The sequence below is a fragment of the Enterococcus gilvus ATCC BAA-350 genome (assembly GCF_000407545.1).
Taxonomy (GTDB): Bacteria; Bacillota; Bacilli; order Lactobacillales; family Enterococcaceae; genus Enterococcus_A; species Enterococcus_A gilvus.
This window is the reverse complement of record NZ_ASWH01000002.1, coordinates 513,313-530,460: the sequence shown is the minus strand read 5'-3', so window position 1 is coordinate 530,460 and position 17,148 is coordinate 513,313. Positions and strand designations below refer to the sequence as shown.

Genomic DNA, 17,148 nt, shown 5'->3' with positions numbered 1-17,148 from the left:
CGTTGTGAAGGGAAATCGAAGAAATATTAGTTATTTGATGTTGGGGCAAGTCATTTCAGTGTTCGGGGGTGCGATCCTGAGATTTGCACTGTCGTTATTTGTATTAGATATTACAGGACGGGCGGATATTTTCGCCACTGTCTTGGCTATCTCAAGTATTCCGGTCTTGTTTGCGCCAATAGGCGGAGCGATCGCTGACCGGTATGACCGTAAAGTGCTGATGGTATTGATGGATGTGTGCAATGCGATCATCGCAGCATTGTTATTTTTAGTTGTTGGGACCTCTCAATCAATTTTTGGCATCGGTCTGCTCATTTTTATTCTCGCGATCATTGGCAGCTTTGATACACCGGTGGTGGGCGCGAGTATTCCTCTATTAGTAGAAGAAAGTGAGCTGGAAAAAATCAACGGGCTATCAAATGGGATTCTGCAATTGTCAAACGTTGTTGCACCGATCATTGGCGGGATCTTCTACGGATTAATGGGCGCGAAACTATTGGTCGCCAGCAGTGTCGTGTTCTTCGTGATCGCAGCGATTATCGAAAGCTTTTTGAAGATTCCTTTCGAAAAACGCGAGAGCTCTTCAGGGACCGTGATGCAGATTTTGACGGACGATTTAAAGGACGGCTTCAAGGAAGTCAAGAACAATCAAGTGATCTTTAAGTCGATCCTCATCGCAGCCGCAGTGAATTTTGTTTTGACGTCTTTCTTTATAGTAGGACTTCCTGTTATTTTACGAATGACCTTACAGGTGAATGACACAATGTACGGCGTTGGGATGGGCGTATTTAGTTTGGCTAGTATTCTTGGAGCCATCTTCGCAGGACCCTTAACGAAGAACGTTACGTTTAGTAATTTTTACCGCGTCTTTACGTATTCCGGGATCGTCCTGCTAGTGACCAATATTCTACTGAGTATGACCAACGCAACGGTCGGCTTCTTCCTTGTACTGATTATGGAAATCATTATCGGAATGATGGCCAGTGCCATTTCGATCTACTTGATCACGCTGGTCCAACGAATCACGCCGAGGGAAAATTTAGGAAAGGTCATGGCGACCATCGTGGCCGTCGCCCAATGCGCGGTGCCATTAGGGCAATTATTGATGGGCCTCATTTTTAGAAATTCAGCGGCGAGCGTATTTATCCCTGTCCTGCTGATCAGCGTGCTGGTTCTCCTGATCTCAGGCGTCTGTTATTGGCTGTTTAAAGAAACCAAAGAAAGTGACCTGAATCCAGTGAAAAAGTAGCTGGTAAATAGAAACAAAAACAAGGTGCGACACATTCGTACCTTGTTTTTTTTGCGTTTTCCATGTTTTAACTCCCTCGAAGACCGTATAAAGATCGTGTAAAGAAATGGCATCAAGTTTCACACTATCTTTAGGTCTTTTTTTTTATGCTTAGAGGGTAAACAAAGGCCCCTTGATTTAATAAGCGGGGGTAAAAGGAGCGAAATGAAATGACGATTATTTTAGGAATTATCGGACTTCTAGTCATGATCTATCTTTTCTGGTTTTTATTTAAGGGGGAAGAGTTATGAGCAGCATCATCTATCAAGGACTATTTTTCTTGTTTGTTTTATTACTATTAGCGGTGCCGCTGGGCTGGTACATCAAGGAGATCATGCAGGGCGCGATCCCAAAAGGCGTGCGGTTTCTGCAGCCGATCGAGAGAATGTTTTATAAGGTGATCGGCCCCATCAGCAAAAAGGAAATGTCCGCCAAGCGCTACGCGATGACTATTTTACTGCTTAGTTTTTTCTCGGTGGTGTTACTGACGGTTCTATTGATGACGCAGCACTTTTTGCCGGGGGGTGCAGCGGTAAAAAATCTTTCATTTCCCTTGGCCATCAACACGGCTGTAAGTTTTGTGACGAACACGAACTGGCAGGCCTATGCAGGTGAGACGACTTTGTCGAACACGTCTCAAATGTTTGGATTGACTGTACAAAACTTTGTTTCGGCAGGTGTGGGTATTTCCGTTTTAGTGGCGCTGTTGCGAGGAATCTCGCAGGTGAAAAAGAAAGCGTTAGGAAATTTTTGGCAGGATTTGACTCGCAGCTTGGTGTATATTTTGCTTCCGTTGGCGATCGTTTTCGCCGTGTTGCTTATTTCACAGGGAACGGTTCAGTCCTTTCGATCAGGCTTTTCTTATCATGGGCTAGAGGGAGGAAGCTCGTGGTTACACTTAGGACCGGTGGCTAGTCAAGTGGCGATCAAGCAGCTTGGGACCAATGGCGGCGGTTTCTTCGGAGCCAACTCCGCCTATCCCTTTGAGAATCCGACGATTTTCTCAAACTTTTTAGAAACGATCGCGATCCTATTGATTCCAGCCGCCTTGATTTTTACTTTTGGCTTCTGGGTGAAGGATTGGAAGCAGGGGCGGACGATCATGGTCGTTTCCTTGTTCTTCCTGTTACTTGCGTTTATCGGTGTCGCGATGAGTGAATACTATGGACCAGAATTTGCGCGGGTTCTTGGCTCGGCCAATATGGAAGGAAAAGAGGTACGCTTCGGTGTCGGCTGGTCCAGCTTGTGGTCCGTCGCAACGACTGCCGCCTCCAATGGCTCGGTCAATGCGATGCTAGACAGCTTCACACCATTGGGGGGCGCTATCCCAATGTTCTTGATGCAGTTAGGAGAGATCATCTTCGGCGGTGCCGGCAGCGGTCTTTATGGCATGCTCGCGTTTCTGTTGCTTGCTGTTTTTATCGCTGGACTACTTGTGGGACGGACGCCAGAATATTTAGGAAAGAAAATCGAAGCCTTTGATATAAAAATGGCGAGTTTAGTTATTTTAACACCTCTGATGCTGACGCTTTTCGGGGCGATGGCCCTAGTCCTGCATCCTGAGGTCATGAGCTGGCTTACCAATCGCGGCCCGCATGCATTCAGTGAATTACTTTACGCTGCGACCTCTTTAGCTAATAACAATGGTAGTGCCTTTGGTGGGTTAACCGCGGACACCCCATTTTTAAACGGTTTGGGGAGCGTATTGATGACTGTCTCAAGATATCTGCCGATCGTCGCGATCTTGTTCTTGGCTGAAAACATGGGAGGCAAAAAGAAAGCCGCCTTGAGCTCTGGAACCTTGTCGACGGTCAGCCCAACCTTTGTCTCAATGCTGATTATTGTTATTTTAGTGATCGGTTCGTTAAGCTTTTTACCCGCTTTGGCCCTTGGACCGATCGCAGAATTTTTTACACTGAACTAGATGGAGTGAATAAAAATGAAGAAAATCTATCAATGGGCGGTGGGTCAGTCCTTCAAAAAACTAGACCCGCGCCAGCAAATTAAAAATCCGGTGATGTTTGTCGTCTATCTGGGCGCCATCATCACGACCGTATTATGCTTTTACCCCATGCGTGTACCGGTTTGGTTTAGCATCTCTGTGACACTCTTTCTCTGGTTGACCTTGCTCTTTGCCAATTTTGCTGAAGCGGTTGCCGAAGGGCGCGGAAAAGCGCAGGCGGATAGCTTGAAAGAAGCGAAGAAGGAAGTCATGACCTACAAAATCAATCGCTTAGAAGATATTAAAGACGAAAATTTTATCGAGCTTCGTTCCTCTGATTTGAAGCGCGGCGACTTGGTGTACGTCCGTGCCGGAGAACAAATTCCCGCAGACGGTGACGTAATCGAAGGCGCAGCCTCTGTTGATGAAAGTGCCATCACCGGCGAATCGGCACCTGTTATTCGTGAATCTGGCGGCGATAGAAGTGCGGTGACTGGTGGGACAACGGTGGTCTCTGACTATTTGGTGATTCGAGTGACTTCCGAAAATGGGCAATCGTTTTTGGACAAAATGATCGCGATGGTGGAGGGCACCCAACGAAAAAAGACGCCGAATGAGATCGGGCTGCAAATTTTTCTGATCACACTGACGATCATTTTCTTAACCGTCTCCATCACATTAGTTCCCTTTACGGCTTTTAGCAGTCAGCTATCTGGAAAGGGAGAGGCGCTATCAATGATCATCGTGATCGCGTTATTGATCTGTCTGGCACCAACGACGATCGGCGCCTTGATTTCCTCTATTGGGATCGCTGGCATGAGCCGTTTGACAAAGGAAAATGTGATTGCTATGAGCGGTCGTGCCATTGAGGCGGCGGGGGACGTCGATGTTCTTTTATTGGATAAAACAGGAACCATTACACTGGGCAATCGACGTGCCAGTGAATTCATCCCCGTCCATGGTGTCAGTGAAGAACAGCTTGCAGACGCTGCGCAGTTGTCCTCCTTGGCAGATGAAACGGCAGAAGGACGAAGCATTGTGATCCTAGCCAAAGAGCGATTCAATCTACGGGAAAGAGCGTTCCAGCAGTCTGAAGTGAAATTTATTGATTTCAGTGCGAAGACACGGATGAGCGGCATTGATTACCGCGGAGATGTGATTCGCAAAGGTGCGGCGGATACCATGAAAAAATACGTGCAGGCCAACGGCGAAAGCTACCCCGCTGAATGTGATGAGATCGTTGATAAGATCGCGCGATCAGGGGGAACGCCACTAGTAGTGGTGAAAAATAATCGGGTGATGGGTGTCGTCTACTTGAAGGACATCGTAAAAAATGGCGTCAAAGAAAAATTTGGCGATATGCGTAAAATGGGCATCAAAACCATTATGATCACCGGAGATAATCCTTTGACGGCTGCTGCGATCGCCGCGGAGGCTGGTGTGGATGATTTTCTGGCAGAAGCAACGCCAGAGAACAAGATGGATCTGATTCGTGAGTACCAAGAAAAGGGACACCTTGTCGCCATGACAGGAGATGGGACCAACGATGCGCCGGCACTGGCGCAAGCGGATGTGGCGATGGCGATGAACACTGGGACGCAGGCCGCCAAGGAAGCCGGGAATATGATCGACTTAGATTCAAGCCCCACGAAGCTGCTGCAGGTCGTTCAAATCGGGAAGCAATTGTTAATGACGCGGGGCGCCTTGACCACGTTTAGTATTGCCAACGATATCGCCAAGTATTTCGCGGTGATACCCGTGTTATTTTATAGCATCTATCCGCAACTGGATCGGTTGAATGTCATGGCATTAGGCAGTCCCTTGACGGCGATTTTATCCGCAGTTATCTACAATGCAGTAGTGATCGTCGCGCTGATCCCACTGGCACTAAAAGGCGTGAAGTATCAAGAAAAGCCGGCGAGTCAAATCTTGCGGCACAATCTACTCGTCTACGGGCTAGGTGGGATCATCGCGCCATTTATTTTTATCAAACTAATCGATGTGATTCTTTCACTGATCATTTTATAACGAAGGAGCAAGTACAATGAAAAAGAGTATTTTAGGCAGTCTGCGTTTTCTTCTGCTGAGTGTGATTGTTTTTGGAGGGCTCTATACGGCGGCTGTTACTGGGATCGGCCAATTGTTTTTTTCAGACCAGGCGAATGGCAGTCAAGTTACAAGGAACAACCAAGTGGTCGGCTCAACACTCATTGGTCAAGAATTCAAGCAAGCCCAGTATTTTTCTGGCCGCAGTGAAAAAGTCAGTCAATTGTCTCCCGTTTCTTCTGAGCAAAAGAACTTAGTCGACGCACGGACAAAAGTAGAGCTGGCAAAAAATCCGACAGAAAAGAACGTTCCAAATGATCTCGTAACGGCTTCAGCCAGCGGCGTCGATCCGAATATCAGTCTAGAGGCGGCGGAATTCCAAGTTTCCCGAATCTCCAAAGAACGAAAGGTGAGTCAGCAGAGCATTCGTACTATAATAGAAGAAAACAGTCAAAAGGACTGGTTTTCTGACCGTCATTATGTCAATGTTTTGCAGTTGAACTTGGCATTAGATAAACTGTAAGTAGCAGAACAAGCAATTCTCTGACCGCGATTAATGGTTAGGGAATTGTTGTGGGAGAAAGGGGGACGCTGATGGAAGAGGAAAACAAACAATTAGGAGACGCCCGACGCGGCCGTTTGCGTGTGTTTTTCGGTTTCGCGGCAGGGGTTGGGAAAACCTACGGAATGCTGGCGGAGGCGCATGAATTGCTGCTGATGGGAAAAAATGTGGTGGTGGGCTACGTTGAACCCCATGACCGACCAGATACCAATCGCCTACTAGAAGGATTGCCGCAGATCCCTCCGAAAATAATTCGTTATAAGGAAATCCTGTTAAATGAGCCGGATATTGATGAAATCATTCGGCAAAAACCGGAGATCGTTTTGATCGATGAATTGGCCCACACGAATGCGATAGGCTCGCGAAATCGCAAACGGTATCAGGACGTTGATGAATTGCTGAATGCGGGAATCGATGTGTTCACGACTGTCAATGTGCAGCACATCGAAAGCTTGAACGATATCGTTGAAGAGGTGACGGGGATCGAAGTGAAAGAGACAGTCCCCGATACCTTTCTACAACAAGCAACGATCAAGGTCATAGATGTGGAGCCGGATGAATTGATCGAGCGTCTCGAGCAGGGAAAAATCTACGCCAACGAAAATGCGAAACGGGCGTTACAAAATTTCTTCATTCCCCAAAAATTAGACCAGCTGCGAGGGCTGGCAATCCAGCGTGCTTCTGATCATATCAATCGGATCAGCGGTAAACGAACCGGAATCCAAAATAAATTACTAACGGTGGTAAATGATACGTTTCCTAAAATGACTGAAAAGTGCATTCGCTGGACCGCTCGCTTGGCGCAAGGACTAGGCGCGGAGTGGACAGTGATCCAAGTACGTTTGCAGGACGATACGCCCACCAATATCCCTCTAGCTGAAAAGCTTGGGGCGGAAGTGATCAGCATTGAGGAAGAGGACAGCTTTGAGACCATCGTGGAGTTCGCAAAAATGACCGGTGTGACTGACATCATTATGGGAAAGAATCTGCGGCAGCCTTGGTACGAGAAGCTGTTTACGGAAGCCTTTGATGATCGGTTGCTGCGGCGGTTGAGCGACACGGAATTACACTTGATCCCCTTTAATGAGGAAAAACATTCCTTGTTTTTTAAAACACGCAAAGTCATTGAAGGCGGCGGAAAAGATCTAGGAATCGCGATCGGCGGTGTTTTTTTAGCAACGATCGTGACGGAGTTGATGAAATACATCCATGTGGGTGATCAAAACTTGATGCTTGTCTATATCTTCTTTATCCTGCTTGTGGCACGCACGACTTCAGGTTATTTTTGGAGTGCCTTGTCCTCGATTTTGAGCGTGCTATCCTTCAACTGGTTTTTTGTCGCACCGCTGTATTCATTGACGGTTTATAAGCAGGGCTACCCCATTACACTCGTCATCATGTTCGTGGTGGCGCTGATGATCAGTAATCTTATGGTTCGATTAAAAAAACAAGCGGAGAGCGCCATGGAGAAAGAACATCAAATGGAGATCCTCTATGAATTAAACAAGCAATATGTTTTGGCGGAGAGCCGGCAGCAGATTCTCGATATTTCTGCGACGTATTTGTCCAGACTGCTGGAACGAGAAGTGATCATTTTTGATCGTCAGGCCAAATTGGAGAGCAATCACCGAGTGGATCAGCGCCCGTCCCTCTTGGATACGAAGGACGAAGCAGCGGTGGCCTTTTGGTCTGCAAAAAATCAAAAGGAAGCCGGTAATGGAACGGACACCTTGATCGGGGCAAAAGGTTTTTATTTACCGATCGTCGCCAGCGGAAAAACATTGGCTGTTTTAGGGATCGAACGAAACGCGGGTCTTGAATTAGAAAACGATCAGTTGAATTATTTGAAGCTGGTTTTGACGCAGATCGCTGTTATTTTAGAGCAAACAGAATTGAAGGACGAAAAAGAACAGGTCGAATTAGAGAATGAGCGGGAAAAAGTCCGCAGCAATTTGCTTCGGGCAGTTTCCCATGATTTGAGAACGCCCTTAACTGTTATTTCTGGAATTGCCGAAACCTTAGGCGCTGGGAATGAATTAAAAGAAGAAACACGGAAAAAACTGTTAAGTGATATCCAGGAAGAGTCGCAATGGCTGATTCGTATGGTGGAGAATTTGTTATCTATCACGCGTATCAATATGGACACGATGAAGGTGACAAAAACAGCGGAACCGGTAGAGGAAATTATTGAGGCGGTGTATAAGCATCTAAAAAAGGTCTATCCTGAAGGACAAGTGGCTGTCCAATTGCCAGATGACGTGATTTTTATCCAAGCAGACCCTATTTTGATCGAGCAAGCACTCTTCAACCTTGTAGAAAATGCTTTTCGACATGGTGAGAAGGAGCAACCTGTAAAACTGACTGTTTATCAAGAACAGGGGCAAACGGTTTTTGAGATTGAGAATCACGGGAAAATCCCACTGAAGCAATTTCAAAAAATCCAGTCGAATCTTTCCAGCGCAAACGAAGTGTCGGTGGATTCCAAAAATGGGCTGGGGATCGGATTAAGTATCGTAAAGACGATCATTCACGCCCACAACGGAAAAATGACCATCGATGTAAAGGAAGGTAAGACGCTTGTTAGAATTTATTTGAAATGAGGAAAAGCTATGAACCCATCTATTTTACTGATTGAAGATGATCCGAACATCACGGATTTTATGGAAGTCGTTTTGGATCAAGCGAGGTATCAACTGACGATCGCGCGTACTGGAATGGAGGCGTTGACGGCTTTTCAGACGACCGCTATTGATTTGGTGCTGCTGGATCTAGGGTTGCCGGACATTGATGGCATGGACCTGCTGAAGATCCTTCGCAAGCGAATGGAGTTGCCGATCGTGATCATTTCAGCTAGGAACAATGAAGAAGAAAAAGTAAAGGCTCTGGATCTGGGCGCGGATGATTATGTCACCAAACCCTTTGGCACCAATGAACTGCTTGCCCGCATTCGTACAGCTCTTCGACATAAAAATACGCAAGCAGCGACTTCTCCAATAATAGAAAATAACACGTTGTCGATTGATTTTGAAAAGCAGCTAGTCTACAAAGACGGAGAAGAGATTCATTTGACAAAAAACGAATACCGAATTTTGGCGTTGATGTTTCGTCAATTAGGAAAAGTCGTGACGTACCAAACGTTGATGACAGAAGTCTGGGGACCTTATAGCAACGACTCCCAAACGCTGCGGGTGAATATGTCGAATATCCGAAAAAAAATCGAGACGGATACATTGAAACCTGAATACTTAGTTACGGAGATCGGTGTAGGCTATCGACTCCGAGACCATCGCACCGACCGATAGCCTATTTCAAAAAACAGGGATCTCTGCATGAATGGAGATTCCTTTTTTGTATGGAGAAAAGTTGGACTTTATTTAAAATTAGAGGATTTCCTATAAAAAAAGTATAATATAAATACTGTTATTCAAGTTATTCTCTTTACAGATATCAAAGAAAAGAAGAATACACTTGAAAAGAACAGCCCTTCTATTTTCCACCTGTTTGCTTTTCGCTGTACCACTGGCGCCTGCAATGAACGTAAAAGCAGTGATGACAGAGGAAACACCAATAACTGCTGCGCAAGCAACATGGGCAAATACAAATAACATCACATTTACCGATGCTTTTTCTCTATTTAATTCGGGCGTTGCGAAGTTGCCTTTAGGAAAGCCCGTAAAAGTATCCGCGACCGTCTCTTTTTCAGGAGACATCGAAGCGATCCGTCAGGCGCAGATAGCATTCGAGAATGTTGGCCAAGGTATACAAATCGACTATGATTCAATCCTTCAATTTAACGAAAATCAAAAGCAAGCGCAGTTCAGCCTTTTTATTACACTGATCGAACCGATCCCCAACGGTGAGACGCGTCTGTTCACTGTAAAAGTAGCCGATAATCGCCCTGGAGATACGAACCATTTAACGCCCTACAGCCAACGCCAAACCGTGATTGAAGACAAATCCTACGTTTCGCATGATAGCACTCCGCCTGTACTCGTTCCTCCTACGACCGAGCCAAGCACGGAACCAAGTACAGAGCCGAGCACCGAACCAAGTACAGAGCCAAGTACCGAACCAAGCACAGAGCCAAGCACGGAACCAAGCACAGAGCCAAGTACCGAACCAAGCACAGAGCCCAGCACGGAACCAAGTACAGAACCAAGCACGGAACCAAGTACCGAGCCAAACACAAAACCCAGCAGGGAACCAAATACAAAACCCAATACCGACTCAAGTAAAAAACCAAGTCAAAAGCCGAGCACCAAGCCTACAGAATCGGTTCCTTCTGAAAAAACCGAATCAAGCGTTACGGAAGTCCCAGTAAAAAACACTGTTCAGGTACATAGATCCTCGCTAGAAAGAGTGAATGAACGGTCAGTAAATCCTCATCTGGTGCAGAAGGAGAGGAATAAAGAATCGACTTCTTCTTATCGAATGCTGCCAAAGACTGGCGAAGCACTCTCAGATAGACTGCTGGTTCTCGGAGGGATGTTTAGTTTACTCGGAGCACTCCTATTGGTGATCAAGCGTAAATCTTAAGCACGTCTTTACTAAGCCGACTTTTAGTCGGTTTTTTTGATTGGAATCGTTCACAATAATTGAAGGATAATGGCGAAATTGTTAAAGCGCTTAATTATAATTATTTTAAATTGTGAAGTTACAAAATCGAATGTTAATGATTATCTTTCTCATTTAAGCGTTTATTTTTTCAATTAAAGAATCAGAGTAGTACTCTTTTATTGAAGAAAGATGGAGGCGCAAAGGTATGAGTAATCGGAAGAAATTTTTGTTAACAGCGATGGTTGGACTCGTCGCACTAATTTTGGAATTTGGTTTCCATCAAAGCCAATGGGCATTTTGGCTGGTTTCGATCATTGGAGGAATAATGACGATCTCTATGCTGATCGGGATGATCCAAACCTTGCGTTCAGGGAAATATGGCGTGGACATTTTGGCGATCACTGCGATCGTCGCGACATTGCTGGTTGGAGATTACTGGGCAAGTCTCGTTGTGCTGATCATGTTGACTGGCGGAGACAGCTTAGAGGATTACGCCAGCCATCAGGCCAGCCGCGAACTGCGCTCACTTTTAGATAACTCGCCGCAGGTGGCCCATAGAGTAACAGGAGAAACGATTGAAGATCTTGCGGTGGAGGACGTTCAGGTAGGCGAGTTGATTTTAGTGAAACCGGGAGAACTGGTGCCGGTAGATGGTCGGGTCGTTGCGGGAGAATCGTTTGTGGATGAGTCGTCATTGACAGGCGAGTCTAAACCCATTGAAAAGAAAGCCAACGATGAGCTGATGTCTGGATCGATCAATGGTGACGCAGCATTGCGGTTCAAAGTAACAAAGGCCGCAAAAGACAGTCAATACCAAACGTTAGTAAAACTGGTCAAAGAATCCGAAGCACAGCCTGCTCATTTTGTTCGACTAGCCGATCGGTATGCGGTGCCCTTCACCTTGATTGCCTATGTTATCGGAGGCGTCGCTTGGTTTGTGTCAAAAGATCCTGTCCGTTTCGCAGAGGTGCTAGTCGTTGCGTCACCTTGTCCGTTGATTTTGGCGGCACCGGTGGCTTTAGTGGCGGGGATGAGTCGCTCGAGCCGTAATGGGATCGTTGTAAAAACAGGAACGACGATTGAAAAATTAGCACGGGCAAAAAGTGTGGCCTTTGACAAAACAGGGACACTGACAGAAGGAAAACTATCGGTCGACACGATTCATCCGACTTCAAAGGACTATTCCAAAGAGGCGCTGATCGCGTATGCAGCAAGCGGGGAACAAGAGTCTAGCCACATTTTAGCGCGTTCGCTTGTTGCCTACGCCAAAGACCAAAAAATGACCTTGTACCCAGTTTCAGAGTTAGAAGAGGTCACGGGTCAAGGGATTCAGACTATCGTTGAGGGCAAGAAGATTCGCGTTGGGAAAGCGGCTTTCGCAGGATCAGCGGTGTCCTTGAGCAAAGAAAAAACAGCCGTATTCGTTTCTATCGAAGGTGAGTCCATCGGGTACATCACCTTCACAGACGTTGTTCGCAAGGAATCCGCCGACACGATCAAGGCGCTGACGGAACTAGGCATCAAGAAAACCATCATGCTGACGGGAGATCATCAAGTTATTGCAGATCAAATTGCTCGCGAAGTAGGGATCACTGAAGTCCACGCAGAATGTTTGCCAGAAGAGAAAATTAACGTTATTAAAACCTTGAGTGAAGCGGACCGCCCAGGCATCATGGTGGGTGATGGGGTCAACGATGCCCCGGCATTAGGCGTTGCTGATATCGGTATCGCGATGGGTGCCCATGGATCAACTGCGGCAAGTGAAAGTGCAGATGCGGTTATTTTAAAGGATGATTTAAGTCGTGTGTCAGAAGCGGTTCGACTCTCTCAAGACACGATGCGGATCGCACGTCAATCCGTCCTTATAGGGATCGTCATTTGTGTAATACTGATGCTGATCGCAAGCACAGGTGTTATTCCTGCATTACTGGGTGCGGCGCTACAAGAAGTGATCGATACCGTATCGATTTTATCTGCCTTAAGAGCACGTAAAGACAACTAAAAAAACGCAAATCTCTACATTTAGGGGTTTGCGTTTTTTTTAGTAGCAGACGCAATTCTTAAAATAACGATTTTGCAGTGTGCTCGAGTTTCAAATAAAAAAAAGATCCATTAAAATTCTGTTATTCGACTGTAGGCGTATGAGAAAGAAAACTTTATGCATAGATTGATTTGTTTTCAAAAGCATATAAAGACCGTTCCAATTTCTTCTATATAATTGACCGAATGAATGGGAAAAATGAGTTAAAAATGGCGTACAAATAAAGTGAAATAATTATTTTGAAAGATTGCGCAATAATTTGCAATCTAATTTATTTGAAAGCGTTTTTCGTTATGATACACTTATTTCAGAAGTTCATTTGCGCAGGGATTTCTAGTAGAAGAAGGGTGACTTTTTTGTGTCATTTAAACCAAGTTACAGCTTCTTGCAAGACCGTTGTTTCTATGTTTAAGAACGATAATTAGCATAAAGGAGCGAGGTGTTTACACGTGTTTTCTTTTCAAGAACGATCAAACATGATTCAAAAATTAAGCAATCAGACGTATGATCTAGTGATTATCGGCGGCGGGATAACAGGAGCAGGGGTCGCTTTGCAGGCGGCAGCTTCAGGACTCTCAGTGGCATTGCTAGAAATGCAGGACTTTGCGGAAGGAACGTCTTCAAGATCGACCAAACTTGTTCATGGAGGACTCCGCTATCTTAAAACGTTTGATGTCGAGGTGGTTGCCGACACCGTAAGTGAACGAGCCATTATTCAAGGAATTGCCCCGCACATTCCTAAAGCAGACCCGATGATTTTACCTATTTTTGATGAACCAGGTTCCACCTTCAACATGTTTTCGATCAAAGTGGCAATGGATCTTTATGACCATCTAGCAGGGATCACAGGCGGCCAATACGCGAACTATATGTTGAGTAAAGAAGAAATCTTAGAACGAGAACCGCAGTTAGAAGAAAACGGGCTGCTGGGGGGCGGTGTTTATTTAGATTATCGGAACAACGATGCCCGGTTGGTCATTGAGAATATCAAACGCGCAGTGTCAGATGGAGCCATAGCGGTGAGTCGGATGGAGGTTGAAGAGATCCTTCACGACGATCAAGGAAACGTATCTGGGGTAAAAGCCAAAGATCTATTGGATGAACAAGTCGTATCAATCACTAGTAAACTGGTGATCAATACAGCAGGCCCTTGGTCTGATTTTGTAAATAAGCTGGATAAGGAAATCGACCATCAGCCGCACATGCGTCCAACGAAAGGGGTCCATTTAGTCGTAGACGGCGAGAAATTAAAGGTTCCGCAGCCTACGTATTTTGATACAGGTGAAAATGACGGTCGCATGATTTTCGTGATCCCTAGAGAAAGCAAAACGTATTTCGGGACGACGGACACGGATTATGAAGGCGATTACAACCATCCGAGGGTAGAAAAATCTGACGTAGACTATCTATTGAAGATCGTCAATCGCCGGTATCCTGACGCGAAGCTTACGATTCAAGACATTGAAGCTGCTTGGGCAGGATTACGTCCTTTGATCAGCGAAGCAGGCGGCGATTACAACGGAACAAAAAAAGAAAAAATCAGCGACGAAAACTTTGAAAAAATCATTCGTGCAGCAGATGACTATAAAAATGGCAAACAGTCGCGACCGAAAGTTGAAAAAACGATCGCCGATGCAGCTAAAGAAGAGCCTAAAGACAACCCTTCAGCGGTGTCTCGCGGCAGTGATCTGACGATCGCTAAAGATGGGTTACTGATTCTATCAGGCGGGAAGCTGACGGACTATCGGTTGATGGCGGCTGGCGCGATGAAGAAAATCGTGTCTCTATTGCCTGACAATACTATTGAAGTCATAGATTCCGAAAAATACCCTGTTTCTGGCGGTGACCTCGATCCGAAACAAGTGGATCAGGAACTCGACAGCCTTGCGAAAAAAGGGGAAGCGCTAGGGTTACCTGAGGAAGATGCGAAATATTTAGCTGAGTTATATGGATCAAATGCAAATAAAGTGTTTGCACTGAAGGATCAAGGCGCTTTTGATGGCCTCACCTTAGCAGAGTCCATGTCTTTACGGTACGCGATGGCGGAAGAGATGACCTTGACCCCCGTGGATTACTTGTTGCGGCGAACCAACTATATGCTCTTTATCAGCCACCGGTTGATGGAAATCAAAGAGGCTGTGGTAGATGCGATGGCGGAGGTCTTCGAGTGGGATGCAGAAACAAAGGAAGCGTATCAAAGGGAACTAGAAGAGCAGATCAGAGAAACACAATTAACGGATTTAAAGAAGTAAAAAACATATAAAAGGAGTGGGAACATGGAGTCTTATATCATGTCAATCGATCAAGGAACAACGTCAAGCAGGGCAATCGTTTTCGACAAAGCAGGTAAGGAGGTAAGTTCTTCTCAAAAAGAATTTACGCAGCATTTTCCAAAACCAGGCTGGGTAGAGCATGATGCAAACGAGATTTGGAACTCGGTACAATCAGTCATCGCCGGAGCATTGATCGAAGGCGGATTGAAGCCAAGTCAAATCGAAGGAATCGGAATCACGAACCAACGTGAAACAACGGTCATCTGGGAAAAAGAAACAGGGCACCCGATCTACAATGCGATCGTCTGGCAATCAAAACAAACAAGCGACATTGCGGACGACTTGAAGGAACAAGGTCATTCTGAAATGATCCAGAAGAAGACAGGATTATTGATCGACTCCTACTTCTCAGCCACCAAAGTGAAATGGATCTTAGATCATGTCGACGGTTCACGTGAACGTGCGAAAAAGGGTGAGCTGTTATTTGGAACGATCGACACTTGGCTCGTATGGAAACTGACAGGCGGAAAGGTCCATGTTTCTGACTACACAAATGCCAGCCGTACCATGCTGTATAACATTTATGACTTGGAATGGGATCAAGAAATTTTGGACTTATTAGATATTCCGAGAGAGATGCTGCCAGAAGTAAAATCAAATTCTGAAATTTACGGGCACACTGAGGACTATCATTTCTACGGCAATCAAGTACCGATCGGCGGAATGGCCGGAGACCAACAAGCGGCATTAGTCGGTCAATTGGCGTTCGATAAAGGAATGGTCAAAAATACCTATGGCACAGGGGCCTTTATCGTCATGAATACTGGTGAAAAGCCGATTCTTTCTGAGAACGGGTTATTGACGACGATCGGGTATGGGATCGATGGAAAAGTGACCTATGCCATCGAAGGAAGTATCTTCGTAGCCGGCTCGGCGATCCAATGGCTGCGTGATGGCTTAAGAATGTTCAATAACGCGCCAGAATCAGAGGATTATGCGAAACGTGTCGACAGCAGTGAAAATGTGTATGTCGTTCCTGCATTTACAGGGCTAGGTGCTCCTTACTGGGATCAGCAGGCTCGAGGGGCGATCTTCGGCTTGACGCGTGGAACAACGAAAGAGCACTTTATCCGTGCAACATTAGAATCACTGGCGTACCAAACGGCCGATGTCGTAAATACGATGGCGAAAGATTCTGGCACAGACATCAAGCTGTTACGTGTCGATGGCGGCGCATCGAAGAATGATTTATTGATGCAATTCCAAGCAGACATTCTTCAAACACCAGTAGAACGTGCGCCTTATTTGGAAACGACCGCTTTGGGAGTAGCGTATCTTGCCGGATTAGCTGTCGGCTACTGGAAAGACATAGATGAAATCAAGAAATTCGCAGCAGATGGTCGACGTTTTGACCCTTCAATGGATAAAGAAGTTACTGATGATCTTTACGAAGGTTGGCAAGAAGCCGTACAGGCGACCATGCAATACAAACATAAACCAAAAGAAAACTAATTCAATTCGTCAGCTGCGCAGCATGTAAAGTTGTGTAGCTGATATAAGAATAAAAATTAAGGGGATGAGTTTATGGACACAAGTATGTCAACGCAGGTAATTGGAGAAATTATTGGGACCATGGTTTTAGTATTATTAGGTGACGGTGTCGTAGCAGGTGTAAGCTTGCGTAAAACAAAAGCAGAAGGCGCAGGCTGGATCGCGATCACTCTAGGCTGGGGCGCAGCGGTTACGATCGGTGCCTACGCGGCGGGGTATATGTCCTTTGCCCATTTGAATCCTGCTGTAACGATCGGAATGGCGATCGCCGGAAAAATCGGTTGGGATATGGTCGTTCCATACATCATAGGTCAAATGATCGGTGCAATCATTGGTGCAGTTCTTGTTTATATTCATTACTATCCGCATTGGAAAGAAACCAAAGATCAAGCGACCATTCTTGGTGTATTCTCTACTGGCCCAGCGATCCGAAGCTTAGGCGCCAATCTTATCAGTGAAATTATCGGTACCTTCATGTTAGTGTTTGCGTTGCTGACATTTGGCATGGGTAAATTTGGCGATGGACTGAATCCAATCGCTGTTGGTATTTTAATCTTAGTTATCGGGCTGTCTTTAGGTGGGACCACCGGGTATGCGATCAACCCTGCCCGTGACTTAGGTCCGCGGATCGCCCACGCATTCCTGCCGATTCCAAATAAAGGAGACTCTGACTGGGGCTACTCTTGGGTACCCGTAGTCGGTCCGATCATCGGCGGTATTTTAGCAGCATTGTTATTTATGGCGTTGCCAATTTAAGTTTGTTTAGGGTAATAGGACATGTTCTATTACCCTACTATTTTTAATACCAATGTCTGCGGCCCCTGTAGAAGCGGATCGTGGACAAAAAAAGGGATTTGTTCTACGGTTAAGGAGGAACAAATACTTTGA

At 45.8% G+C, this 17,148-nt stretch carries 11 protein-coding genes; all 11 read left to right on the top strand.

Translation table 11 applies throughout. From position 1 onward, the window contains the following. Positions 1-4: 4 nt before the first annotated feature. Complete coding sequence (locus tag I592_RS17585; protein ID WP_010779226.1) at positions 5-1,249, top strand: MFS transporter; 1,245 nt, start codon at positions 5-7, stop codon at positions 1,247-1,249. Positions 1,250-1,535: 286 nt separating this feature from the next. Next, positions 1,536-3,212 (top strand): potassium-transporting ATPase subunit KdpA, encoded by a 1,677-nt coding sequence (kdpA, locus tag I592_RS17580; RefSeq protein WP_010779227.1) that lies wholly within the window; start codon positions 1,536-1,538, stop codon positions 3,210-3,212. 15 nt (positions 3,213-3,227) lie between these two features. Then, positions 3,228-5,258, top strand: coding sequence for a potassium-transporting ATPase subunit KdpB (kdpB, locus tag I592_RS17575; protein ID WP_010779228.1), 2,031 nt, complete (start codon positions 3,228-3,230; stop codon positions 5,256-5,258). A 16-nt stretch (positions 5,259-5,274) separates the two neighbouring features. Further along, positions 5,275-5,799 carry a potassium-transporting ATPase subunit C gene (locus tag I592_RS17570; protein ID WP_010779229.1) on the top strand — a complete coding sequence of 175 codons (525 nt, stop codon included), beginning with the start codon at positions 5,275-5,277 and terminating at the stop codon, positions 5,797-5,799. A gap of 71 nt (positions 5,800-5,870) precedes the next feature. Beyond that, a complete protein-coding gene (locus I592_RS17565) occupies positions 5,871-8,438 on the top strand; it encodes a sensor histidine kinase (protein ID WP_010779230.1) in 2,568 nt (855 codons plus the stop codon). 9 nt (positions 8,439-8,447) lie between these two features. Then, entirely contained in the window at positions 8,448-9,140 is a 693-nt protein-coding gene (locus I592_RS17560; RefSeq protein WP_010779231.1) for a response regulator transcription factor, read from the top strand. A gap of 229 nt (positions 9,141-9,369) precedes the next feature. Beyond that, complete coding sequence (locus I592_RS21480; RefSeq protein WP_155857535.1) at positions 9,370-10,374, top strand: LPXTG cell wall anchor domain-containing protein; 1,005 nt, start codon at positions 9,370-9,372, stop codon at positions 10,372-10,374. A gap of 226 nt (positions 10,375-10,600) precedes the next feature. Then, on the top strand, positions 10,601-12,397 hold the full coding sequence (locus tag I592_RS17545) for a heavy metal translocating P-type ATPase (RefSeq protein ID WP_010779233.1): 1,797 nt from the start codon (positions 10,601-10,603) through the stop codon (positions 12,395-12,397). Between the two features lie 488 nt (positions 12,398-12,885). Continuing rightward, positions 12,886-14,688, top strand: a complete 1,803-nt coding sequence (glpO, locus tag I592_RS17540) for a type 1 glycerol-3-phosphate oxidase (RefSeq protein ID WP_010779234.1) — start codon at positions 12,886-12,888, stop codon at positions 14,686-14,688. 24 nt (positions 14,689-14,712) lie between these two features. Further along, positions 14,713-16,221, top strand: a complete 1,509-nt coding sequence (glpK, locus tag I592_RS17535; RefSeq protein ID WP_010779235.1) for a glycerol kinase GlpK — start codon at positions 14,713-14,715, stop codon at positions 16,219-16,221. Between the two features lie 72 nt (positions 16,222-16,293). Further along, the gene (locus I592_RS17530; RefSeq protein ID WP_010779236.1) at positions 16,294-17,016 is read left to right on the top strand and encodes an MIP/aquaporin family protein; all 723 of its coding nucleotides are present in this window, start codon (positions 16,294-16,296) and stop codon (positions 17,014-17,016) included. Positions 17,017-17,148: the final 132 nt, after the last annotated feature.

What these genes read in the sequence shown, in the direction of transcription:
- kdpA (WP_010779227.1), top strand. Translation starts at nt 1,536, where the DNA reads ATGAGCAGCATCATCTATCAAGGACTATTTTTCTTGTTTGTTTTATTA.
- kdpB (WP_010779228.1), top strand. Translation starts at nt 3,228, where the DNA reads ATGAAGAAAATCTATCAATGGGCGGTGGGTCAGTCCTTCAAAAAACTA.
- I592_RS17570 (WP_010779229.1), top strand. Translation starts at nt 5,275, where the DNA reads ATGAAAAAGAGTATTTTAGGCAGTCTGCGTTTTCTTCTGCTGAGTGTG.
- I592_RS17565 (WP_010779230.1), top strand. Translation starts at nt 5,871, where the DNA reads ATGGAAGAGGAAAACAAACAATTAGGAGACGCCCGACGCGGCCGTTTG.
- I592_RS17560 (WP_010779231.1), top strand. Translation starts at nt 8,448, where the DNA reads ATGAACCCATCTATTTTACTGATTGAAGATGATCCGAACATCACGGAT.
- I592_RS21480 (WP_155857535.1), top strand. Translation starts at nt 9,370, where the DNA reads ATGAACGTAAAAGCAGTGATGACAGAGGAAACACCAATAACTGCTGCG.
- I592_RS17545 (WP_010779233.1), top strand. Translation starts at nt 10,601, where the DNA reads ATGAGTAATCGGAAGAAATTTTTGTTAACAGCGATGGTTGGACTCGTC.
- glpK (WP_010779235.1), top strand. Translation starts at nt 14,713, where the DNA reads ATGGAGTCTTATATCATGTCAATCGATCAAGGAACAACGTCAAGCAGG.
- I592_RS17530 (WP_010779236.1), top strand. Translation starts at nt 16,294, where the DNA reads ATGGACACAAGTATGTCAACGCAGGTAATTGGAGAAATTATTGGGACC.